This is a genomic window from Pengzhenrongella phosphoraccumulans (genome assembly GCF_045689905.1).
GTDB lineage: Bacteria > Actinomycetota > Actinomycetes > Actinomycetales > Cellulomonadaceae > Pengzhenrongella > Pengzhenrongella phosphoraccumulans.
On sequence record NZ_CP144210.1, the window covers coordinates 3,640,304 to 3,662,398 of the forward strand.

Annotated in this window: 24 protein-coding genes; 11 read left to right on the forward strand and 13 right to left on the reverse strand. The window is 67.5% G+C overall.

The genetic code is table 11. From position 1 onward, the window contains the following. Positions 1-238: 238 nt before the first annotated feature. Genes VTA80_RS16855 through VTA80_RS16875 form a run of 5 tightly spaced genes read right to left on the reverse strand, consistent with a single transcriptional unit; the run spans position 239 to position 5,018 of the window. Positions 239-2,482, reverse strand: coding sequence for an FtsX-like permease family protein (locus tag VTA80_RS16855; protein WP_407342241.1), 2,244 nt, complete (start codon positions 2,480-2,482; stop codon positions 239-241). Continuing rightward, complete coding sequence (locus VTA80_RS16860; protein ID WP_407342242.1) at positions 2,482-3,213, reverse strand: ABC transporter ATP-binding protein; 732 nt, start codon at positions 3,211-3,213, stop codon at positions 2,482-2,484. Before VTA80_RS16860 ends, VTA80_RS16855 begins: the two co-directional genes overlap by 1 nt. After that, entirely contained in the window at positions 3,206-4,294 is a 1,089-nt protein-coding gene (locus VTA80_RS16865) for a CU044_5270 family protein (protein ID WP_407342243.1), read from the reverse strand. The genes VTA80_RS16860 and VTA80_RS16865 overlap by 8 nt, the downstream gene beginning before the upstream one ends. Then, complete coding sequence (locus tag VTA80_RS16870) at positions 4,291-4,869, reverse strand: RNA polymerase sigma factor (RefSeq protein ID WP_407342244.1); 579 nt, start codon at positions 4,867-4,869, stop codon at positions 4,291-4,293. The genes VTA80_RS16865 and VTA80_RS16870 overlap by 4 nt, the downstream gene beginning before the upstream one ends. Then, the gene (locus VTA80_RS16875) at positions 4,788-5,018 is read right to left on the reverse strand and encodes a hypothetical protein (RefSeq protein WP_407342245.1); all 231 of its coding nucleotides are present in this window, start codon (positions 5,016-5,018) and stop codon (positions 4,788-4,790) included. Before VTA80_RS16875 ends, VTA80_RS16870 begins: the two co-directional genes overlap by 82 nt. Positions 5,019-5,435: 417 nt before the next feature. Here VTA80_RS16875 and VTA80_RS16880 point away from each other — a divergent pair, with 417 nt between their 5' ends. Both VTA80_RS16880 and VTA80_RS16885 read left to right on the forward strand, forming a co-directional pair. Continuing rightward, a complete protein-coding gene (locus VTA80_RS16880; RefSeq protein ID WP_407342246.1) occupies positions 5,436-6,095 on the forward strand; it encodes a hypothetical protein in 660 nt (219 codons plus the stop codon). Continuing rightward, positions 6,092-6,382, forward strand: a complete 291-nt coding sequence (locus tag VTA80_RS16885) for a helix-turn-helix domain-containing protein (RefSeq protein WP_407342247.1) — start codon at positions 6,092-6,094, stop codon at positions 6,380-6,382. Before VTA80_RS16880 ends, VTA80_RS16885 begins: the two co-directional genes overlap by 4 nt. A 133-nt stretch (positions 6,383-6,515) precedes the next feature. Here VTA80_RS16885 and VTA80_RS16890 read toward each other — a convergent pair whose 3' ends face one another. The 5 genes from VTA80_RS16890 to VTA80_RS16910 all read right to left on the reverse strand — a co-directional run bounded on the left by VTA80_RS16890 (position 6,516) and on the right by VTA80_RS16910 (position 10,508). After that, on the reverse strand, positions 6,516-7,112 hold the full coding sequence (locus VTA80_RS16890; protein WP_407342248.1) for a phosphoribosyltransferase family protein: 597 nt from the start codon (positions 7,110-7,112) through the stop codon (positions 6,516-6,518). A gap of 137 nt (positions 7,113-7,249) precedes the next feature. Next, a complete protein-coding gene (locus VTA80_RS16895) occupies positions 7,250-7,777 on the reverse strand; it encodes a VanZ family protein (protein ID WP_407342249.1) in 528 nt (175 codons plus the stop codon). A 187-nt stretch (positions 7,778-7,964) separates the two neighbouring features. Then, a complete protein-coding gene (locus VTA80_RS16900) occupies positions 7,965-8,570 on the reverse strand; it encodes a hypothetical protein (RefSeq protein ID WP_407342250.1) in 606 nt (201 codons plus the stop codon). Further along, a complete protein-coding gene (locus VTA80_RS16905; RefSeq protein WP_407342251.1) occupies positions 8,563-9,789 on the reverse strand; it encodes a hypothetical protein in 1,227 nt (408 codons plus the stop codon). Before VTA80_RS16905 ends, VTA80_RS16900 begins: the two co-directional genes overlap by 8 nt. Next, the gene (locus tag VTA80_RS16910) at positions 9,786-10,508 is read right to left on the reverse strand and encodes an ATP-binding cassette domain-containing protein (protein WP_407342252.1); all 723 of its coding nucleotides are present in this window, start codon (positions 10,506-10,508) and stop codon (positions 9,786-9,788) included. The genes VTA80_RS16905 and VTA80_RS16910 overlap by 4 nt, the downstream gene beginning before the upstream one ends. Positions 10,509-10,835: 327 nt before the next feature. Here VTA80_RS16910 and VTA80_RS16915 point away from each other — a divergent pair, with 327 nt between their 5' ends. From VTA80_RS16915 to VTA80_RS16955, 9 genes are all read left to right on the forward strand, one after another. After that, positions 10,836-11,390, forward strand: coding sequence for a hypothetical protein (locus VTA80_RS16915; RefSeq protein WP_407342253.1), 555 nt, complete (start codon positions 10,836-10,838; stop codon positions 11,388-11,390). Between the two features lie 192 nt (positions 11,391-11,582). After that, a complete protein-coding gene (locus tag VTA80_RS16920; protein ID WP_407342254.1) occupies positions 11,583-12,161 on the forward strand; it encodes a SigE family RNA polymerase sigma factor in 579 nt (192 codons plus the stop codon). 278 nt (positions 12,162-12,439) lie between these two features. Further along, positions 12,440-13,168 carry a hypothetical protein gene (locus VTA80_RS16925; protein WP_407342255.1) on the forward strand — a complete coding sequence of 243 codons (729 nt, stop codon included), beginning with the start codon at positions 12,440-12,442 and terminating at the stop codon, positions 13,166-13,168. Between the two features lie 271 nt (positions 13,169-13,439). After that, the gene (locus VTA80_RS16930; RefSeq protein ID WP_407342256.1) at positions 13,440-13,790 is read left to right on the forward strand and encodes a hypothetical protein; all 351 of its coding nucleotides are present in this window, start codon (positions 13,440-13,442) and stop codon (positions 13,788-13,790) included. 125 nt (positions 13,791-13,915) lie between these two features. Then, positions 13,916-14,521: a SigE family RNA polymerase sigma factor gene (locus VTA80_RS16935; RefSeq protein WP_407342257.1), complete on the forward strand. Its 606-nt coding sequence runs from the start codon at positions 13,916-13,918 to the stop codon at positions 14,519-14,521. Between the two features lie 242 nt (positions 14,522-14,763). Then, positions 14,764-15,447, forward strand: a complete 684-nt coding sequence (locus VTA80_RS16940) for a hypothetical protein (protein ID WP_407342258.1) — start codon at positions 14,764-14,766, stop codon at positions 15,445-15,447. A 257-nt stretch (positions 15,448-15,704) separates the two neighbouring features. Beyond that, positions 15,705-16,388 (forward strand): hypothetical protein, encoded by a 684-nt coding sequence (locus VTA80_RS16945; RefSeq protein ID WP_407342259.1) that lies wholly within the window; start codon positions 15,705-15,707, stop codon positions 16,386-16,388. Between the two features lie 388 nt (positions 16,389-16,776). Beyond that, entirely contained in the window at positions 16,777-17,355 is a 579-nt protein-coding gene (locus VTA80_RS16950) for a SigE family RNA polymerase sigma factor (RefSeq protein WP_407342260.1), read from the forward strand. Continuing rightward, positions 17,352-18,767, forward strand: a complete 1,416-nt coding sequence (locus VTA80_RS16955) for a PQQ-binding-like beta-propeller repeat protein (RefSeq protein ID WP_407342261.1) — start codon at positions 17,352-17,354, stop codon at positions 18,765-18,767. The genes VTA80_RS16950 and VTA80_RS16955 overlap by 4 nt, the downstream gene beginning before the upstream one ends. 420 nt (positions 18,768-19,187) lie before the next feature. Here VTA80_RS16955 and VTA80_RS16960 read toward each other — a convergent pair whose 3' ends face one another. The 3 genes from VTA80_RS16960 to VTA80_RS16970 all read right to left on the reverse strand — a co-directional run bounded on the left by VTA80_RS16960 (position 19,188) and on the right by VTA80_RS16970 (position 21,890). Then, on the reverse strand, positions 19,188-19,889 hold the full coding sequence (locus VTA80_RS16960) for a hypothetical protein (protein ID WP_407342262.1): 702 nt from the start codon (positions 19,887-19,889) through the stop codon (positions 19,188-19,190). A gap of 101 nt (positions 19,890-19,990) precedes the next feature. After that, complete coding sequence (locus tag VTA80_RS16965) at positions 19,991-20,641, reverse strand: hypothetical protein (RefSeq protein WP_407342263.1); 651 nt, start codon at positions 20,639-20,641, stop codon at positions 19,991-19,993. A 916-nt stretch (positions 20,642-21,557) separates the two neighbouring features. Next, entirely contained in the window at positions 21,558-21,890 is a 333-nt protein-coding gene (locus VTA80_RS16970) for a hypothetical protein (protein ID WP_407342264.1), read from the reverse strand. Positions 21,891-22,095 lie beyond the last annotated feature (205 nt).

The window sequence follows — 22,095 nt, forward strand, 5'->3', positions numbered from 1 at the left end:
GCATGTGCGCGGTCGTGCTCACCACAAAGCGACAGTTAGGTGCTGGTCACGCTTGCGCCACGTACAACCCCTACCAGGGCACGGACTGCAGCCGGGCGGCGTGCTCGAAGAGTACGGCGCTCACGTTTACGCTCCCGTAGCGTTCGGGGACGGACGCGGACATCTACTTGCAGGAGATCTGGCGCGTCTCGGTGCGGTCAGGTGGTGGGAGGGGTGCTCGTGATGAGCGCCCCGTCCGTCACTCTGTTCGGGTCTGCTCGGTGCGGGTGAGGGGTTCGACAAGGAACGCGCTGGCTGCCACGACGAGCGCTGCCGTGGTGGTGGTGGCGATGAGGGGGATGACGACGCCTCGCAGCGGGAAGGTGTTGGAGCCGCTGAGCAGGATGCCCAGGCCGATGCCAGCTGCGGCGCACGGGGCGGCCACGGTGAGGAGCGGGGTGAGGCCCTCGAGAAGGATCGAGGCGCGTAGCGTCCGCAGGGGTGCGCCGGTGATCTGCAGCGTTGTCAGGGATCTGCGCCGTTCGATGACGCTCGCCAGGGTCGCGGCCAGCAGCGCTGCCCCGCAGACCAGTGCGAGGGTCGCCGCGCCGAGGTTGACCGCGGTGTACAGGCGCCGCGCGTTCAGGCTCAGCCCGTCGAAGGTGGTCGCGCGGGTCGCGACGGTGGCTTCGGGGTTGTTCTGCTCTATGAGGGTGCGGGCGTTTTCGAGTGCGGCGGGCGAGTCGTAGGTGAACAGCAGCAGGGTGGGGCGCACGGTTGTGGGGTCGAGGTCGATCAGCGTGGGGTCGATGATGACGGCGGGCATGTCGATGCCGGGCTGGGCTGCCATGACCTGCCACCGTGCACCGTCCCGCAGCCTGGCGGTGCTGGGGTCGGTCGTCTCGGGTAGCGCATCCCATGCCCGCACCGTGGCGGGGGTCAGGTCGTAGAGCTCGACCGCTGCGGGGTCGCCGAGCGTCGAGGCGACGTCGCGGCCCACGACCAGTCCCGTCTGGCAGTTGGCGTCCGTGAGGTGGGTGAGCGAGGTGATTGCCGCGCAGTCACCGATCCATGCCCGCCAGGCCCCGTCCGGGCCGCTGACCTGTGCGGTGACCACGAGCGCGGCTCCACTGATCCCGGCGCTGGCGGCCACAGCGTCGGCGGTCGTGGTCGCGTCCTGGGGGCTGGTGTACTGGATGAGGGCTTGGGCAGTTCCGTCGGCTTGTCCGACCTGGTCGCTGCGGTCCAGTGTCACGGCAGCGGCCGGGGTGATGGCGGCGAACATGGCGGTGATCATCAGGGCGAGCCCGACTCCGGCCGAGGCCCGCGCGCCGGCCTGGGGGTTGTCCCGTAGACGACGACCGGCCATCAGCGCCGCAGCTCCCGGCACGTTCTCGAGCGCGTGCCCGACGTGGCGGAGCAGTCCGGGAGCCACCACGAGCAGCACGGTGAGGGTGCCCAGGAAGGTCGCGACCGCGAGGGCGGGGGAGCCGGCGGAGCCCCGGGACCCCGCGGCGACAGCGATACCGGCTCCGACCACCACGGCGGCCGGACGCACCCAGCGTCGCGGTGAACGTGCGGGCCGGGCCGTGGTGGTGGCCCGGGCGCCGGTTGCGATGGCGGCCACGCACAGCGCGACGGCGACGGCGAGCAGGGCGAGTGTGGCCGACGTGGTCAGGGTGAGGTCCTCGACGAAGAACGCGGCACCGTCCAGGGGCACCGATGCGGCCAACCGCTGCAGGAGGCTCGCGGTGGGAACCGCGAGGAGAGCGCCCGCGAGCACGGGCACACTCATCTCGCCGACCGCGATGCTGGCGAGCTGGCGGGTGGTAGCGCCGGCCAGGTCGAGGATGTCTCGACGGCGGCGGCGAGTCGTGGCATTGAGCTGGACGGCGATCGAGACCAGAAGCAGCACGGGTGCGATCAGGGCGACAACGCCCACCGCGAGGGTCAATCGCTCGACGCCGCTCAGCTTGGGCAGGCGACCCTGATCGGGGAAGCGGTCGACGGTCACCCCGGACAACGCGGCCTGTTCGAGGGGTACGCCGCGAACGACCAGCAGGTCCCCCGGGCCGCGCAGCCCGTTGTCGTCGATCGTGCCGACGACCATGCCGAACCGTCCCTGGGCCTGTGGGGTGTCGGCGAGGAGGTCGGCGACGGCCGGGCTCAGATAGGTCTGCCCGGGCTCGGGGACGGCGTCGATGCCGGGCGGCACCGGCGCCTGGGTGTCGGCGGCCGCGACGGTCATCACCGTGATCCGGTGGGTGCCGACGTAGGTGGAGTAGCGGGCCAATGTCAGGCTCGCGGGACTGCCGGCGACGAGCTCGGGCATGTCGAGCTCGGTCCAGGCGACTCTGTCGGCGCGATCCTGGATGGCCGGTCCCACGCCGAGGCCGACGAGCGTCACGCCGAGTCCGAGTGCGATCGCGAAGCTGACGAGCCCACCAACCAGCAATCCGGGTACTCCGGAACCTCTCCACAACCGGATCCCGAGGTGCAGCATCAGGCGTCCTGGTCGGTGTCGGTGCGCCCGTCGTGCATGCTCACGATGCGGTCGGCGTGCGCGGCGATCAGGGGGTCATGGGTGACCAGGACCATCGCCGCGTTCTCCTGGCGGACGGCCGCGACGAACTGCTCCATAACCGCGCCGCCCGTCGCGGAGTCCAGCGACCCGGTGGGTTCGTCGGCGAAGATCACCCGCGGGTGGATCACCAAGGCCCGGGCGACCGCGACGCGCTGCGCCTGCCCGCCCGACATCGCCGCTGGCCGTTGGTCGGCCACATCGGCGATCTGGAGGCGAGCGAGCATCTGGCGGGCCTTCTCGCGGGCCGCGCGCCGCCGCACCCCGTTGAGCAGGAGCGGCAGGGCGACGTTCTCCTCAGCGGTCAACTCCGGAACGAGTTGGCCAAACTGGAAGACGAAGCCGAAGGTGGTGCGTCGTGCCTGAGCGCGCTGCGCGGCTGAGGCGTTGGTCAGGTCGCGCCCGTCGAGCAAGACGGTGCCGGAGTCGGGTTTCAGGACGCCTGCAGCGCAGTGCAGCAAGGTGGACTTGCCCGAGCCGGACGGGCCCATGACCGCGACGATCTGACCGGGTTCGACCCTCAATGACGCGTCGATCAACGCGGGCCGGTTGCCGAAGGACTTCGCGAGGTGCAGCACGTGAAGACCTTCGCTGATCCCACCGGTAGGCCCGGCAGCACTGGAGTCGGCCAGGTCGGACCACAGGTCAGTCATCGTCGTCATCCTCACGTTGGTCGCCCACCGCATCCACCCACGCTGACGTCGTCAGACTGGTGAACGCGGTGACCGTGGCTTTTGCTGCACCCGACCGGCCGTCGTGGACAGTGACGGTCTCACTGCCGAGCAGCGCCCCGGTTCCCGGGTCGATGAGCAAGACTGTGACGACGGTCACGAGGGGGTCGTCCGGTGCCTGGACAGCGATCGCATGCGCGCGCCGCCCGAGACGGTCGTCAGTGGTGCCCAGGTCCTTCACCCCTGGCTCGTACGCCAGCACCCGCCACAGGCTCGCGCTCAAGGCAGGTGGCACGACGTACTGGCTGTAGATCTCTTGGATCGCAGTCAGGAGGCACTGCGTCGTCCACGCGTCGCTCTCCTCACAGGGGAGCGACTCATACCTGTCCAGCAGGTCGGTGCGTAGAGCGTCCGTCTCGAGCGGGAGCTGGCCGGCGAGGGCCGCATCGACGGTGCCGGCACCGACGGCGTCGCTGGACTGGTTCTCCACGCTGATGGATGCGTCGTCGCTTACCGTCCCGTCGAGCTTCAGAGCCCCGGTACGACGCTGGTCGACGCGCACCGATCCGTCCGGTGAGGTCCACCGCTGGGTCATCGTCGGGTAGATGGTGGTCGTCGTCGCGGTGGCCGTGACGTCCACCGCGAGCAACCACCCGTAGTCGGCGACGTACTGCACTGTGCCTGTGCCTGTGTGCGACGCGGCGGGCGCCGTGTCGGCCGCGCGAGCCATCGCAAGGAGCGAAATCGTTGCGGACGGTGCTGCGGCGAGCTCGACGGGGGAAGCTACGGAGTACCGCAGTGCCCTGGGAGCGCCCGCGGCGGCAGGTGGCGCCGTGCGCATCAACGCGTACCCCGCGCCGAGCACAAGAAGGAGAACTAGCACGGCAGCCAAACCCACCGGTGAGCGCCGGCGCGGCGGCCCATTCTGGGCGAGCACGCGGTGCAACAGCCCCGCGGCCTGCTCGCGCTCGTCGTGATCTGAGGGCACTGGCGGCAAGAGACCGTGCGCGGCCATGAACTCGCGCAGCTCGTCGACGTCCCTGTCGCCTCGGTCGGCACTCACACTTCACCTCTGCGATCCTCGAGCAGATCACGCAAACGCAGGCGCGCACGATGCACTCGACTGGTGACAGCGCTCGTCGAGCATCCGAGGATCTGCGCGGCCTGGTCACATGTCAGACCGGCCAACACCGTCAGGCTCACCGCGTCGCGCTCGGCACCCGGGAGCAACGCGAGGATCTCCCGCGCACGCTCAAGGGCTGCCATGTCGTCTCCGGGGTCACGGTGCGGACGAGGAAGCACGCAGGCGAGGCGGTCCTGCAGGTGCCGGGTGTGCAGCGAGGCACGACTCGCCTCCTGCAACTTGTGATGGGCGACACCGAACGTCCACGCCCTCTGCTGGTCCAGGTCCGGAGGCGCGCTGTCCCACCGCACCCATACCGTCGCGAAAACTTCAGCCACGACGTCGTCTGCGCCGTCGAAACCGACATGCCGTACGACGAATGCCCGCACATCGCGGTGCGAGGCTGCGAACAGGTCGCTGAATGCCTCGCTAGCTAACAGGTGGTCGTGGACAGAACCTTCACCGATCGTGCTGCCACGCTCGTGCTGGCCAGGTGAGCCCTTGGGGCGAAACACGTCGACGACCCACTCCCGCCCGTTGCCGAGTACACACGCACAGCCGTGGACATGCGGTTCCACACCGATCCTGCGACCGTCATACCCTGCACGTTGCCCGAGGTCACCGTACTGAACACAGTTGCGGTGTACAGAGTCCCGTTCCACACGCAGAAGCGGCTCGCAGAGCACTAGCTACGGTTCTCCGGGCTGGACATCAACCGCGAAGGCCGAGATGCCCAACGGGCCGACGAACAGAGACACGGCAGCAGGCGGACCGGGGCGCCGCGCGGCGACTGACAAGGTGTGAGCATCATGATCAGGTCATGACGAGTGGGTCTCCAAATGTCACGCGCTCGAACTAACGGGATGAGTGATCTTGATCACGCCCCGATCTAAGTGTGATCTCGCTGCTCCGGCGTCGTCGTCGAGTCGCGCAATTCGCTCGGCGTGAACTCGGGGTGCTGCGTCGTCGCGCGCGGCGTGGGCTGCACGGGAAACTCGTTCGTTCTTGCCCTCAAGTCCAACGCATCGACAGTCGATAGCCTGGTCTACGCCAACAGATCGATTATCGACTGGAGCCCACGATGAGCACTGCCCTCGAAGCTGAGGTCGCCACCCCTCGCCGCGTGGCCGGTTCGGCCATCTTGATCGGCATCGTGGCGGTCGCGGCGCTGATCGGCATGTCGATCGGCCTGAACGTCGCCTACCTCGCGGCAACTACGACTGCTCACACCTCGGTGACTGTCCCGGTACGGGTGACCGCCGACGCGCCGCAGCCGACCGGTGCGGGGATCGGTCCGGGAGACCCCGGTTGGCCCGCAGCTGTGGACCTCCCGCTCGTCCACTCCGGACAGCTCCTGCTCTCGGTCATCGACGCCGACCCGCTCACCGCGGTCCTGTCCCGGGCAGGGATCTGGGTCGGCCTTCTCACTGCCGGCGGGGTCGTCCTGCTATTGATCCCGGCGCTGCGCGCCACCACGGCCGGCCGTCCCTTCGCCGCGGGCAACGCCCGCCGGCTCACGATCGCCGCCTCGGCCGCTGCGGCCGGATGGGCCCTGGCATCGACCCTGCCGGTCATCGCCGCCCAGCGTGCGATCACCGGGGAGATGGCAGGTGTGCCGGCCGAGTGGTACGCCTCGGTGTTCCAACCGTCGTGGTGGCCGCTCGGCTTCGTCGTGTTCCTCGCCGTCCTGGCTGCAGCGACAGCCCATGGCGCCCGCCTGGAGACCGAGGGCCTGGTGTGAAGAACAATCACCCCGAGCGTGCACCGCACCGGGTCGAGTGCGACCTCGGCCGTCTCCTCCAAACCCGCGACATGACCCTCGTCCAGCTCGCCGAGATCACCGGCATCACCGTTGCCAACCTCGGCGTCCTGAAGAACGGACGAGCCCGCGCCATCCGCTACAGCACGCTCACCGCCATCTGCGACGCCCTGCAATGCCAACCCGCGGACCTCCTCACCGTCCGCGACGAAACCCCCACCCCGAGCGACGCTCGCCCGCGGAACGAACCCGACTTCATTCGCACGTGACACGCAATCAGATTGAGGACGTTCCCGCGCGAACGTAGGCCGGTGCCGCGCGAGCGCGTGGATGAGCAACAGCTCGTAGCGACAGTTCAGCACTGGCGGTGAAGAGCCCTGACGACGGCGCCGAAGCGTCGTTTTACAGATCGCGGATGTTTAGCAGCGATCTGACGGTCAGGTCTCGCCTGAGCCGTGGCTCGGTAAGCGCGTCGACGACGACCGCGGCACCGATCCAGTGTGCCCCGGCGTCCGCGACCAGGCCCTGAGCGCCGAGCGCTTGGCCTCCGGTGGCGATCCAGTCGTCAACGAACAGGACGCGTTCACCGGCGGGGAGGAGGCGCTTCGGAAAACCGAGAGTCAGGTGGCGGTCGCGGTAGTCCGGCGGTGTGGTTCTGTATCGCCATGCCTCGCTACCCGCTGCGGGTCCGCTGTTCTTACGGATCTCGATCAGACCGACGCCAAGATGCGCCGCGACGAGAGCCCCGAGGAGAGTGCCTCGAGATTGCGTGCCCACGACGACCGTGGCGTCGGCGTCCGAGAACAAAGCCCCAAGCTCTGGTCCGAGCCGGGCGAGTAATGCGGCATCGCGAAACCAGCCGGTGACATCTGCCCATCGGCCATCGTCGGTGCGGTCACCTTGCTCGCGGTATTTCGTGAGCAGGTCTTCGCGGATCGGACGAACGGCTCCCGATCGACTGCGGCGCGCCTCTGCGGCAGCCTTGTTCTGGTCCGTCACGGCGTCATTCTCCCTGCCCGACCGGGAGTCGCACCGGCATCTGGCGTCTCGGAACAGAGTTGGTTGACGTCGACGAAGTCAAGATTGCGCCGGACGACGCATCGAGTCTCTGGATCGCGCCGGCCCGTTAGCGACACCTACGTCGCGGGTGTTGTGGTCGGCGGTACTCGGACCGCGGGCTGGCGCGCGATTCGTCGGCCCTGCAGCCTCACGAACGTCAACCAGACAATTGCCCCAATTGCAGCACCGGTCGTGTTGAGAATGAGATCGTCGACGTCAGCACTGCGACCCAGCGCGAGTTGGCACAACTCGATCGCGACCGATAGCACGAGGCCGGCGACCGAAACGCGCCGAACCCCCCACCCGAGCGTCATCGCAGCGAGAAAGCCAGCAGGCACGAACATCGCCGTATTGCCCAGTACGTTGACGGCCCCGAGAGCCCCATTGACGTTCCCCATCTGCCCGGCAATGCCCCGAAGCGGGACCAGGTTCACTCCGGAACCATGGGCCGTCGGAACCAGGGTCAGGATGAGAATCGCGGCGACAGACCCAAGCAGCAGGACCCGTCTGGCGCCCGCGATCGCGCGACTGAAGTCACGCGCGATCACTCCCGGGGCCGCTGCGAGCACGACCGCCACGATCGCCGACACCACGATGATGAGCAACAGTTGCACCGGGATGTACCGAAGGAACGACATTCACTGATACTTCCACCCGCCGCTCCTGTCGGGAGAGCGAACCCAATCGAGTCGGGAACGGATTCGATCACCGGGGATCACTCGGTTGGAACCATCGAGCGTCAGCGAAAGCCAATCGGCGGTTTCGCACCGCATCTGGAATCGGCCGTGGTTCTTAGTCGGTGGGGTGGTTGGTGGGGGTTGCGGCGAATGCGTAGAGCGTCGCGCCGATGGCGATGGCGGTGATCCAGGGGTCGGTCGTCGGTTCCCAGGGGGCGAGCAGCCGGGCCCACCAGGCGAGGTGGCCGTCGGGATCGACCCCAGCGAACAGGACGCACCCGAGGTAGGCGAGGAGCACGGCGGCGGCCGTCGAAAAGGAGGTCCGCCAGGTCACGAGGGTGGTCAGTGCGGCCACAACGCTCAGCGTCCGGATCGCGGCGAGCTGGTCAGGGCCGGAAAGTCCGGCGATCGTGGTGGATCCCACGAGCAGGGCGAGGAGCACGGCCACGAGCCCAGCGCCGATGAGCGCCCGGTAGGTGCGGATCGGCCGCGGTGAGAGCGCCTCGAGGTCGGCGTCGGCCGCCCGGACGGCCAGGGCGAGGACGGTGCCCATCAGCATGGCCTGGACGGTGGGGACCCCGAGCGGCACTGAGGGCCCACGCAGTTGGGGTGTCGGGGTGAAGCCGTGCGCGGCTACCGCGACGAACGACAGCACGACGGCCGCGGCGACGGTCACGATGACGTTGCGCCGCCCGAGCCACACCAGGCGGGGGTCAACCACAGCGGCCCGCCGTGATGGTCGTGAAGTCGCTGCTCCCGGCAGTTCGGGTCTGCTGGTTCGATACTCGGGCGCTCATCAGGTCGATCAGGTCCTGGCGTGTCTCGCGCTGCTGCCGCTGCGGTGGGATGCACGAGTTCAGCAACTCCTGCGCGATGAAATCAAACATGGCCGTGCGGAGCTGGTCGACCGACGGCAGCGGGTTCAGGGTCTGGATCTCGACATCGGCGGCGCCGGACAGCGGGACGAACGTCTGCACGAACCGGGGTGCGTCTACCGGTAGACCCTCGATCGCGAGGGCGGTGTCCCGGGCCGCGGCGACCCACACGGGCAGCTGGCGTTCCTGGTCGCCCCACACGCACACCGGGGCCGGTCCGCTCGTGCACAGGACGCCGGCTGGGTTCGGGCGCCCGAACGAAGACGGCCCACCGAGCCCGACGACCTGCACCGCGGCGAGCAGCGTCACCACCGACGCCGCCAGAAGTAGTCGCGCACCGGGTGGGCGCCGGCGTAGCCGTGGTTGCAGGAACGCGATCGTGCACGCGAGGAAGACCGCGGCGGCGCCCGCGACGTAGCCGGCCAGCGCGCCGAAGGCGCCCGGTGCGGGCACGTAGCCGGGGAACCAGGACTGGTCCACGTACGGGGCGATGAGGAACTGCATCGGCGCCTGTTCGGACATGCTCAACACGCCGCTCGACCACAAGGTCGCGACGTACGGCAACGGCGCCACCACGACCAGCCCCACCCGATGGCGCAACATTGCCCCGGCCAACATCCCGGAGGCGTAGGTCGCTGCGACCGAGCACATCGCCAACACCACCGGCGACCAGGAATCAGCCCGGAACCCGCCGCCGACCACGATCGTGCGCCCGAACGCCGCAGCCAGCGCGGTCAGCAGCCCCGCCCACAACCACGCCAGATCGCCCAGGGCGCGCAAAGCGACGAGCACAGACACCGGGCGCATACCCCGGCGCAGCAGGGTGTGCTCGTCTCGGGCCAGGTCGGCGCCCGCGACGTACCCGGCCACCACCGACAAGCACCCCGCCACGGCGAACGCGAAGACCGTCGTATACGAGGCGGTGTTCTGCGCCTTGCCCACCCACGTCGAGCTGGACGGGTCGCTGACCGCGGCGATCACCGTCCCGGCCGTGGCGATCAGGACCGCCGGAACGACCGCCCGAGACGATCCCGCAAAGACGAGGAGCAGCCGGAGCGGCTTCATTGCGGGGTCTCGCCGAGCAGGACCGCGAGGCTCACCGGGTCGCCCCTGCGGTGCACGGTGGTGGCGGTGATGCGCCCTTGTCGCATCACGTGCACGGTCGCGTCGTACCGGGCGATCTCGGACTCCTCGTGGGAGGCGATCACCACGATCGCGCCAGCACCGACCAATCGGTCCACCACGGCGTGCACCCGCTCCCTGGCATCGTGGTCCAGACCGGACGTCGGCTCGTCCAGCAGCAGGAGCACCGGATCATGGGAGACCTCCACCGCGATCCCGAGGCGTCGCTGCATCCCACCCGAGAGCCGCCCGACCTGCGTGGCCGCCCGGTCCGCCAGGCCGGCCTCTGCCAGAAGATCGCGACTGCGCTCATCGAGCTGGGCGGACCCGATGCCGTGCATCCAGGCCCCGTACCGCAGGAACGCCGACGCCGTGGTCCGGCCACCCAGCGTGAAGTCCTGGCGCAGATAGCCCGTCGCGGTGCGGGCCCCGTTGATGTCCTTCGCGGATCCGAGTAGCTCGTCGTCGTCGAACGTGATCTGCCCGTCGTCGGCGGTCAGCAGACCCGCGAAGAGTTTGAGCAGGGTGGATTTGCCGCACCCATTGGGGCCGACCAAGAACGTCACCCCGCTCGTGAGCGTGAGCGAGTCGATGCTGATATGCGCCGGGCCGCGCCGTAGGTAGCGAAACCGCACGCCCTCACTGATGAGCTGATGGGTCACGAGACCTCGGCCGAAATGAGGAGAATTGAGGCCGCGCGCACCTCAACGGCATCGCCAGATCGACCCGTTCGATGCGGCAGCGCGAGACGTCCTGCGCATCTCATCTGCTGGCTGATCAGCGGCTTCGTCAATGAGCACATGCACGCATGCTCGCAGTTCCTCCCCGCCATGGAGACCGATCCCCAACAAGCAGCGACCATCGCCAGCCACAAACCGGTGCGATCATCACCAAGCGCCAGTTGATGCGGTAAGTGCAGCGGACACTCCCTCGACGTGTCCAGCGGCTGTATGGGCCCGGGGTCCGTTGCGATGGAAGACACTGACCGCATGACCTTGAACTCGTGGTTCCCCAGGGTGCCGCATGAGGTGCCCAGCGGTTTCCTCACACGGGCGCGCGAACTTGCCCCTGAGGTCCTCGGGTCATTGGTCAGCGCACAGGTGAGCGAGACCCACCCGGGTGTGTGGACCGAGGAAGACTCGCACCAGGGCGTTTGTCTTACGGTTCTTGTCCCGCGCACGGCGGCAAGGAATTGGCACCTTCAGGCGCGGCTCTACGACGGCGACCTGACGGCTGGTTGGGGTGACGAGATGTACTTCGACGACGTTGGAGACGCGCTCGACGTGCTGACGCGGTCGCACTTCACCGAGCACGATGAGCCGGCGGCTGCCGAGGCCGCGGTGCGGTGGATGGCGCGGCAACTCAGTCGGCCGATGCGGACGGAGACGTGGATTGGAAGGCGAGCACTCATCGGTCCGCGCGGAGTGAAGGCTGAGCGCATCGTGTTCACCGACACCGACACCGTTCTCGCCGAGCGGGGTAAGCGATGGATACGCCGCCACGGCGACCCGGACCGCGTGATCGTCGACGAATTGCCGTCGTGACTCCGGCGAAGAGTCGCTGCCGCGAGGACAGCGTCGACACCGCGTCAGGAATCAACGACGACGTCAGGCGCCAATCGGTACTGAACGACAGCAAAGTGGTGGAGCCCGAGTGACTCCTCGAGTTCGGCGCCTCCTGACCGGGGCGTGCGGCAGACTGAGCAACCTTTCGACCACCCGCTGCGTGTTCTGGGCATGACGACGTTGTTTGAGGGGCTTGCGGTGGAGCCGGATGGCACCGTCGATGTGATCGTCGACCATGCGCTGCACGATCGGGCGGCGGAGTTCACGGCGTTCATGGTCGAGGCGGAGCCACTGCTGGGTCGTATGGCGTGGCTGCTGTGCGGCGACGTGCACCGTGCCGAGGAACTGGTTCAGCAGGCACTCGTGCGCGCGTACATGGCGTGGCCTCGCGCCAGGTCGGGCGACCCGCTGGCCTACGCCCGCAAGACGCTCACGAACTTGCGCATCGACACCTGGCGTAGGCGCCGACGGGAGTGCCTGACGTCGCCCGAGGCGATGCCCGAGCTCGCGGCCGGCGGGTCGGGCACCCATTCGTACGCCGACCGGGACGTCCTGGTCCGCGCCCTCCTGCAACTCAGCCCGCGCCGGCGCCGGGTGGTCGTGTTGCGGTACTTGCTGGACCTGTCAGAGCGCGAGGTCGCCGACGACCTGAGCATCTCGGTGGGCACCGTGAAGTCCACTGCGTCGCGCGGTCTCGATCAGCTGCGCACGATCCTGTCTGGTTCTGCGGTCCTTGAGGAGTCCCGATGAACAACGACGACGCCTTCGTCGCTCACCTGAAGAACCTTGAGGGGCCGACGCCGCCCCTGCCCGTCGATCATCGTCGCGTCCTGGCGGTCGGACGACGTCGCCGTGGGACGCGGGTGGCCGCTGTCTCCGTCATCAGTACGGTCGCGGTCGCGGGCCTGGTCACTGCGGCCGTGGCCGTGCTGCCGGGTACGCACTACGCCGTTGCGCCAGCCACGACGGCGACGAGTACAGCGACGACTGCGCCAGCCCCCGGGCCATCGCCACGCTCCGCGCACGCCGTGATCGACCCGGTGACCGGTGTGGTGACCACGCCCTTTACGAGCTTTCAGGTCAGCCAGAACGACCTCGACGTCATGATGAGCGCGTGGGACCTCGCCCGGTCGCGGTGCATGGCCGACGCTGGATACGCCGACAGCTTCGTCTTCGCGGTCACGCGAACCGCACTACGGGACACCTCGAGGCTCTACGGGATCTGGAACCGGGACGACCTCAGGCAGCGCGGCTACGCGGAGCCGGCGCTCGACCCCTACGACGGGGAGGGCAGCGAGATTCACGTCTCCTCGCCTGCGGTCGAGGCGGCGATGCAGGGGTGCGTGGACCAGGTGCGGCCGATGGGATTCATCTTCGAGCCCACATCGTTCGACGACATCAAGCCGGCGGTGGGAGTCCAATCCGCTGTCTACACGCCGGAGGGTCAGTCCGTAGTGGCCGAGTGGGCCGCCTGTCTGGAAGCTCACGAGGTGGCAGCGCCGGACGAGGAGGGCTCTCTGAAGCCCGCCAGAGTAATGAGCATGAGCCTGCCGGAGCAGGTGCGGATCGGCCTGATCGACATCGACTGCAAGGAGTCGACGGACTTGCGGCAGCGATTGGCGGATATCGATGCGGGCGACCAGCAGGCGTACCTCGACTCGGCGCCTGAGTTCGTGGCGGCGTACCAGACAACTGCCAAACTGGCGCTGGTGACGTCGCGGGCGTACCTGGCCAACGCCGGTATCGACATGCCGTAGTTCACGCCCTACCGCACAGCCGTCGACGCACCTGACGGCCCTGCGGATCGCCGAGGCGTTGGCAGTCTCGTGGCACGCCAGTCCAGGTCGTGACCACGAAGTGCCCCCTGGCGACCCGCGATGCAGCACGGCGCCATCAAGTCGCTGTCGATCGATGCTGAGCGCCAGGCACGGCGTATCTGACCGGCGGCGATAGAGTCCGCCGTCCGGCGACGTCAGCATCCTGGAATGCCGCCGGGTCGACGCGTTGTCGAGAGGCACGACTATGACCATGTTTGGGCAGTTCGTACTTGCCTACGCATGGAAACTGCCCGCGCTGCTGGTCGCCGGTTGGCTCGCGGTGATGATCATCCGGCGGCGCATGACGTGGTGGTACCTCCTGATTGTGCCGGGGTTGTGCGAGATTCTCGCGTGCGTGACCTTCTTCGGAGGGTTGTTTATGGGCCACGCAGGGAGCCAGTCGGGCGGCAGTGACGGCCTCTTCCCGCCAGGTATGGCGACGTCGCTGCTCAACATGGCCACCGTTTTCGCCACGACCGTCGCCCTGCTAATCCTGACGGCGATCGTCCATTTGGTGCGACCACCGGCCCACGGACACGGGGTCGGTGCGATAGAGGAATGAGTTGGCGCCGCACGTCACGGCGGATTCGGACACTACCCAGGCTCGTTTGCGGTGCCTCGCAGAACTCGTTCGCGAGAAGGGACAACCTCGAGGCGCCCTGCTGCGTTCTATAAGGTGTGACCAACATGCCGCTCGTGTCTCGGGACCCAGCCTCCCGCGCCATCGAAGCGCCCAGCGAGAGCCGGGTGGAGGTCGTGCCGGTCGGGACCTCCCGGGTGTCGCGCGACGAGGGCTTCGCCGCGTTCATGGCGAGCCACCAGGGCGACCTCCTGCGCACGGCGTGGTTGCTGTGCGGAGACGCGCACCGGGCCGAAGAGCTCACGCAGCAGGCGCTGGTGCGAACGTACGCGGCGTGGCCGCGCGCCAGTGGCGGCGACCCGCTCGCCTACGCGCGGCGGGTGCTGGTCAACTTAAGGGTCGACACGTGGCGGCGTCGACGACGCGAAGTGCTGACGCCTCCGGAGCGCATGCCCGACTCGGGGGTTCCCGCCGATGGGCGAGCCGACGACCGTGACCAGTTGGTCCGGGCACTGGCGACCCTCACCACGCGGCAGCGTCGCGTGATCGTCCTGCGGCATCTGCTCGACCTTCCCGAATCTGAGGTGGCCGCGGAGCTGGGCATCACTGTCGGCACCGTCAAGTCCACCGCATCGCGTGCCCTCGCGGCCCTTCGCGCTTCCATGGCCGACGACGGCCGGCCGTCCCCTTCTTCGCCCCGGAGGTCCTCGTGACGACACCGACCGACCGCGCCTTCATCGCCGAGCTGCGTGCGCGCACCGACACGGTGCTGCCTCAGATGTCGCTCGATGGGCTCGCCGTCCGCACCGCGGGGCGCCGTGCCACTCGTGCGCGTCGTTGGGTGGCCGCTGGAGGGGGTCTGACGGCCGTGGTGGCCGCGTTCGTGGTCACGGCAGGTGCCCTGTCCGTGTTCACCTCCCCGCCAGCCGTCAGCCCGGCTACTCAGGGTCCCGTGGTGACGGCCTCGAGCAGTCAGACGCTCGCCGCCGGGGTGACTGCGACGATAGCGGTGAGTGGAAGCGGCTCGCCGTGGAGCACCGGCCTCACCCTGAACGGGTCGGACGGCACCTTCGCCATCGAACTCCTCGCCGGGACATCGAAGGACCTCCAGGAGGCGCAAGCCGGCGCCGCCAGCGCCCTTGACCACGCCGTCCGGGTCACGGTGTCGGGCGTCGATCCGGCCGAGTCCCTCGTCGTGGCCTGGGCCGATGAACAGCAGGCTCCCACGGGCGAGAGGCCGTCGCCGCTGTCGACCAGGACGCTGTTCCGTGTTGAAAACGCCTGGGGCACCAACAGCTCGCGGATCATGGCAGGCGTCGTGCCGAGCTGGCTCTCTGACGCGCACGTCGTGCTGTTCTCCGCGGACGGCATGGCCGACCCATCGGGCAAATTGGTGCACGCGGTCGAGGTGCCGACGTTTGCCGATCCCGCCGGCTCGGGGGGCCGCCTCTACCTGGTGGTCACAGACCCTCGCGTGCCGGTCAACCAAGGACCGGTGAGGGGCATCGCCTTCGTGGCACCTGATGGAACCTTCCTCGACGCCGACGGCGACTGCGCTCGCGCCCCCGAACTGTGCGCAGGTGTTCAGCCCGACGGCCTCGACCTCCGGTCCGAACTGCTTAGCGCGCTCACGCGTTGAGAGCGCGTGGGATCGGATCGGCGGGAGAGTCCAGCCATGATCTCCGAGGTCACGGGCCTACCACATCAACGACCCGCCGCCCCGCCTACCGGGTTAACGGGGGTCGGGCAGGGACTAGCGTCAATGTCATGGGGCGAGTTAACCGGGGCCGGCAGAGTGGGTCGACCGCAGTGTTGGGTGGTTTGTTGATCGCCGGTTTGACCGGTTGCGGTGCGGGCCCGACTCTGGGTGATGGCGGTAGGGAAGCGCAGGACAGCGTGGTCCGGCTGCTGACGAATGTCGCGATGGCCTCTTATACGGCCGACATCGATGGGTTCGCCCGTGCGGCGGTAGCTTCATCGAGTGGAGTGCAGGTGATCGATATCCGCAGGGCAGATGCAGGAAAGGGAGATGTTGTCGGCACGTTGACCTTCCGAGTCGACTCTCCTGCAAAGAGCAACTCCTCGGACTTTGAGCTACCTGAGAGCGAAAGCGACCAAGGCCCATACTGTTTCGAGGTCGTGTTCGACCACTGGGGCAAGCAGGGTGATTTCGGAACCGCCGACGGCGTGACGCACATCCAATGCCCTTCCGACGCCAGCCCCGTCGTCCCGCCGCCTTCGGATCTACCGGTCGTCGCGGAAAACGCACGGGAGGCTGCACACGAGGTCCTCGCGGGACTGCCCGTTTCTGGACTCCCGTCCGCGGACGAGATCGCCGACCAGGTGACCGCGCTGCTTCGTGACGGCGTGGTCGGTGGCGCCCCGGTTGCCGACGTGAGCGCCGTGGTGGAAGGCACCGACGTCGGCATCGCAACCGGAAGTGCGGACGACTGCGTCCTTGTAGCTCGAAAGAGTGACGCGATCATCGATGTCTACCCTCCGTCCGTCTACCTGCAGCCCGGCGAGCTCGGTTGCGGCCCAGACACCGCGCTCTCCGATGACCTGCGCCCGCCACACTGAACTCGTCGTGTCGCGGGGCGCCGCCCTTAGCGTCGTAGCGACCGGGAACGCCGCGGCCTTGAGTCGAGCTTCAGGCCTTGGCCGCGTCGCGCGCGGTGATCTCGACCTCGACCAACGCGCGTAGGACCTCCTCGGGAGCCCGCAACCCCACCGTCTCAGCTGTTTAGGAACCCGACCAATCCGTCGCTGAACGACGTCAAGTGATCGACCAAAGCGCCGAACTGTTCCTTCGTAGGTTCGGCACCGGCTACCGAAATGACCGTTTGAATCCGGTTCGTGGCCGGCGTATGAGTGTTGATTGCGTCGTTCACCTTCGTGACCTGCGGGTTGGACTCGATTTGGTCCCGTCAGGATGGAACCTTGGCGTGGGCCGGTGCGTGTTAGGGGCGTGAGTGTGATCAGGTCGGAGCTGCCGACGAGCGAGTTGAGGGCGCAAGCTGTCGCCGCCGAGGATATCGCCGTCGTCTTAGCAGACGGGGCGAGTTTTGAGCAGGAGTTTGTGGACTTTGTCGGATCGGCGAAGGACCCGCTTTATCGCATGGCGTACCTGCTCAGCGGCGATCCGTATCGGGCAGAAGAGCTTGTGCAGCAGACCTTTGAACGGACCTGGCGTTCCTGGCGCTCGGCCCGGCGCGGTGATCCGCTGGCGTGGTCGCGGCGAATTCTGGCGAACCTGCGGATCGACACCTGGCGACGGACACGGCGCGAGGTGTTGACCGGGATGGATCCTCGCATCGGCGTTGATGGTGGCGAGGGAACGGTCGACAAGCGTGACGCGGTGGTGCGCGCGCTGCTCACGTTGCCGGTCAAGCAGCGCCGGGTAATGGTGTTGCGTCACTTACTCGATCTGAGCGAGGCGGAGGTCGCAGTCGAGCTCGGCATTCCGGTCGGCACGGTGAAGTCGACCGCGTCGCGGGCCCTTGCCCGACTCCGGGAGACCTTGAACAACGCAGGAGGGGCGCGATGAACAACGACACCGACCTTTTCGCCGGGGCTCTGCGTGAGCGGTTGGACTTGGAGGACCTGCACTCGGGGCTTGATCCCTACACGGTGCTAGCAGCGAGTCGGCGCGCCCGCCGGCGGCGCGCGGCCATTGCCTCGGTCACAGCCACGCTCTCGCTCGTGGCTGTCCTGGTTGGTGGTGCGCCGTTGGTGGATTTGGGGCACCGGAGGGCTGTCGCGGCTCAGAATGCCCGCTTGGCGGAAGTTGAGGGGCTGGCAGGCGACCTGTCTAAGCCGTTGCGCCAAGCGTGGCAGGCGAGGGGTCAGCTCGGGCGTGTATCGGAGTCGAGCGGGGTGATCCTGCTCGCAACTGCTTCCGGGTACTCAGCGGTGGCGCTGGCCACTGGCGAGCCGCAGTGGGCAGTTGACCCGGCCGATTGGCGGTGCAACCTCTCAAATCCCGGATTCTCGGCGACGACGGCGGCCAACGCTGTGGCAGGGCCGGAACGGGTGCTGTGCGAGAACCGGGCTGAGGGCACGATCCAGGTGCGCGATGTTGCCACTGGAACGGTCTTGGGGTCAGCGTCCGTCGACTGGCCGAAGTTGGTGGCGAATGTGATCGACCGCGACGTAGTTGCCGCTGGTGTCGACCGCCAAGGGCACGTCGTAGCGCGCCGGTGGAACGTCGAAACCGGTGCCATCGTCTGGAACTACGTCGGGAAAACCCCGCAGCCAGGCAGCGACCAATCCCTCGGGCTCGAGGTCCAGGCTTCATCCGTGACACTGACGACAGGCTCGGAAACGGTGCGCTTGGACCTCGAGAGCGGCTCTGAGTTGCCGTCTAGCGCCAGTTCAGTGCAGTCCTCGACCGAGCTTGCAGGCGGACTGACGGGCATCCAGGAGGGCTCGGAAACGACCCCCATGAGCGTGCGTATCGTTTCCGCCGACGGTGCCGAACTTCTGACCACACAAGGTGTACTCCACATCCCGCAGGTCGACGACGGCACCGTGCCAGGGCTCGTGTTCGTAGAGAACACTCAGACGCGCGGACTCCTGCGTGCACTCGATGCCCGTTCTGGACGCGAGATGTGGTCGAGTGCGGACATCACTCCAGTCGCGATCGTCGAGGGGAAGCTGGTCACCTCGTCGAACACGGGTGGCGTCAGTGTCCTTGATGCGCGCACCGGTGATGTCCTTTGGGCTCAACCCATCGATATGACCGACGGCGACATGATGACCCCGGTCACAGACGGCCATCAGATTCTCACTATTGAGGGCTCTTCCGACCAGATCACTCTCGTCGCACGCACCCTCACCACAGGGGCGGTGATCTGGGCCGAGCCCTGGACGCGGGCCGACGGCACCAGTTTCTACGTGTTGCCAACCGGGACCGTGCTCGCGTTGGGACAGGACCAAATCACCGCACTTACGCCGTGACCGGCGTGTTGAGGACGACCAGAAGGTCGAATCCGAGAGCCGGGGGTGCAAGGTGAGGGGCCTCGTACAATCCTCCGGTCAGACCCGTCTCGGCCTCTGCCGGCAGGCAAGTACCGGGTGCGCTGCGCAGGTCGCTTCCGCCGGCACGGCGCGGGCCGCGGCTCGCGAGAGTCCGTCGTCCGACTATGCAGATGACGGATTCCCAAGTTCCCCCAACGGTGCGGATCGAGCCCCGTGGCGAGGGGAACCTCGAACTGCTCCGTTCGGCGAGTGCGCCCGAGATGACGCCACACCTTGCCAGTTCGGAGATCGAGAAAGAAGGTCCTGGCACGGCATCACCGCTACATCGCTCTCAAAGAGGGCGACGGGGGTCAGGTGTTCCGGACCCACGAGTCGGCTCGAGCGGGCAGCGGTGCACGCTCAGCGCATCTGGCGGATGAACTCCATACGACCCAGCAAACACAGCACGTAACTGCTCCCCGCACGGCTGGCAGCGTCGAGTCCAGGGACGGTCCTTTTCGCATCCGTCGCCGTTGGGTGGCGCGGCCAGAACGAGACGTTTGACATCAGGTCCTCGTCGTCCGGCTGGCCGACCAAGACGTCCAGGGTCATGTCGCCGCACTGCACTTGCGCCTCGCGGAGCACCGGGTGTCCGACGGGAGCTACCGAGTTGGCCGGGTCGGACAGGGACGCAACCGTTTGGCCGCAGACCGCGCTCGTGGCCCGGTCCGCAGCCGCAAGCGCCTCCGCTGGGTCAACCCGGCCAAGGTCCACGACGCGGATCTCTCGGGAGTAACAGAAGAACTCGTAGGCATCCCTGCCGGGATCCATGTTGCTTCCGACCGTGCAGTCCGCATCGTGCAATTGTCCAAGGACCACCAGACCAGTCAGGTCAACACGATCGGCAGTCTCGGCCTGAACCGACGTGCGGGCGGCGGCGATATCGGCGCGCTGAAGCGACACGGGGTTGGCACAACCCGTCAGGGCCACCGCGGCAGTACTCGCGGCCAGCAGCAGGGCAACAACGCGCACTCGGCGCACGCGCATCGCCCGGTCTGCCGTACCCGGTTGATACCCAGTCAGGAACCGATTAGTTCGCCATTGGTTGCCGACCATACGCATGGCGCCACCTTAGACGGCGACCCTCTCGGGTGCGCACGCGTTGGTCACCGTCGTCAACGTTTCCCTCCTCGTCGTGACCCTGGACTATTGAGTTGCGTCCACTACGAGATCGCCATCGCCATCGCGGCCAACATTGCAGTCGGGATGGCGCCCGCCAAGAAGTGCCGCATGCTGCTGTGGGTGTAGTTCGGGTTTTGGCTGGCTCTGATTCGTGCGGCCACGGAGTAGGTGCAGTAGATGAAGCCGGCGACGCAGAACGACCTTGGGAGCCACATGCTGCCGCGAAGCACGTAATTCAGGGAATGAATTCTTGCTTCGGGCCAGTCCGCCGTCATGGCTGTGAAGAGGGCGAGCACCAGGACATGGACGCCGAAGAAGAGCCAGGCGAGCACTGGCCCCGCTCCGTGGACCCTTCGGATCCCGCCTTTTCCTCCTTCGAGGAGCGAGAGTCCGGCGAATCCGGCGAGATAGAGCGCCGGCAGGATCACCGCGTACGTGACCAAGCCGTCCACGGTCACCGTCACGCCGCCCAATTCGACCCGGGGTGTAGCGCGATCACACCACGACGCCACGAATGCCGTGAAATATAGACCGCCGCAACATATGACGAGATACGAGACAGTCCCAACGAACTTCGTGGTCCATGCGAGCGAGTCCTGTGCCGCACCCTGTCTCATCATCGGAACGGTCACGCCGAAGGTTATCTCCCCCCATGTGCGCAGCCCAGTGCTGGCAACGATCCGGCGGCTCATCGGCCCTGCCCGTACGGTTCAGTGACTGGTCGCGAAACATCACTTATTGCCACTTAAGACACGTCGCCGTCTCTTCTCTATCGCAGGTGCCAACTCTCGATGCGACCGCCTGGCGCGCCGTGCCCGAGCCTCCACTTCCCCCTCACCCTCACCCTCACCCTCACCCTCACCCTCACCCTCACCCTTGACCTCGACCAACGTGGGGCGACAGACCACAACTCCCGTCGAGGACAGCACGCTCCTCTGTACTTCTGCTATTGCCAAAACCCTGACACTTAGCGTTTGCCCAGTTCAGGTGGCACGACGGAACGGTCCGTGGTGTGAAGTGTCAGGGTTTCGGCAACCCGTAGGTGGGCCTGGAACCCCCACGCGCTGACAAGTGTCAGGGTTTTGGCAATACCTCGGGTGTTCGATCGGGCGCCGTCATGCACGTCGGCACGGCGCTACCGCGCCCGTCGTGACCGGGGTCAGTGCGGCGGTCGTCCGCGACAACGCCGGACACCGAGCGGGAAACGAGCTCCCGCCCAGTGAGGAAGCCGCGGTCCAGCTCGAGCCCAGGTCCCCGATCGCCGGCGCTCATCCCGGGCAGCGTCCCCCCCAACTCACCGTGCCGCGGCCGGAACCGGTCCGGCCGACAGCGACAACGACGATGACGACCGTCATCCGGGTTCTGACGCCCGACCTCACGGTCTACGAACTCCGAAACACCCCGCAGGCGCAGCAACGATCCCGTTTCAGCTCGTCTCGAACACGCGAACCGTGCCCGGTCCAAGGCCGCGCCTCAACAGATCGCGATCCAGCTCCCAGACGTAAGCAAGAACGGGCTCACTCCTCTTGCACCGAGTGCTCGAGCGGGGTTGCCATTCGTCTGACAGCTGCCTTCGAGGGGTTCCTTCGGCGCCGTCAGTTCACGGCGTCAGGACGCCGATTGGACCGCAGGTGAATCGCGGCGGGCGCGCATTGAGTCGAGGTCGGCGTCGTGGTCGTTCGCGTCACTGCCGACAAGCCAGGTCAGGCCGCGGTGCTCGCCGTCGGGCATCGTCATCGTGCCAACGAGGGCGACGGCGTACAGGTGCTTGCTGCCGGCCCGAGTTTGGGCCCATCGGATGACCTCCACGACATCGGCGTCGGTGACGTCGTACGTCGAGACATTGAAGCCCGGGTTCTCGCCTTCGAAGATGTAGACGCGAAAGCGCGGATCGGAGACTTCCCACCCGCTGTCGCGCTCGTCGACCTCCTCGATGACCATGTCAGCACCGTAGGCCGCCACCTCGGCAGCGCGCCTGGGATTGGCGCCGATGGGACGCGGGACTTGAGCCTCGGCCGCGCGAACCGCAAGCCCGCGACCGGGCGCGGCCGAGCGGATCCGGGCACGAACTTCCGGGGGTGAGCCCGGTCTTCTGCCCGTTCGGCGCACTCCTTTCGTTCAGTTGCGCTTTCGGTGACCCAGCGCA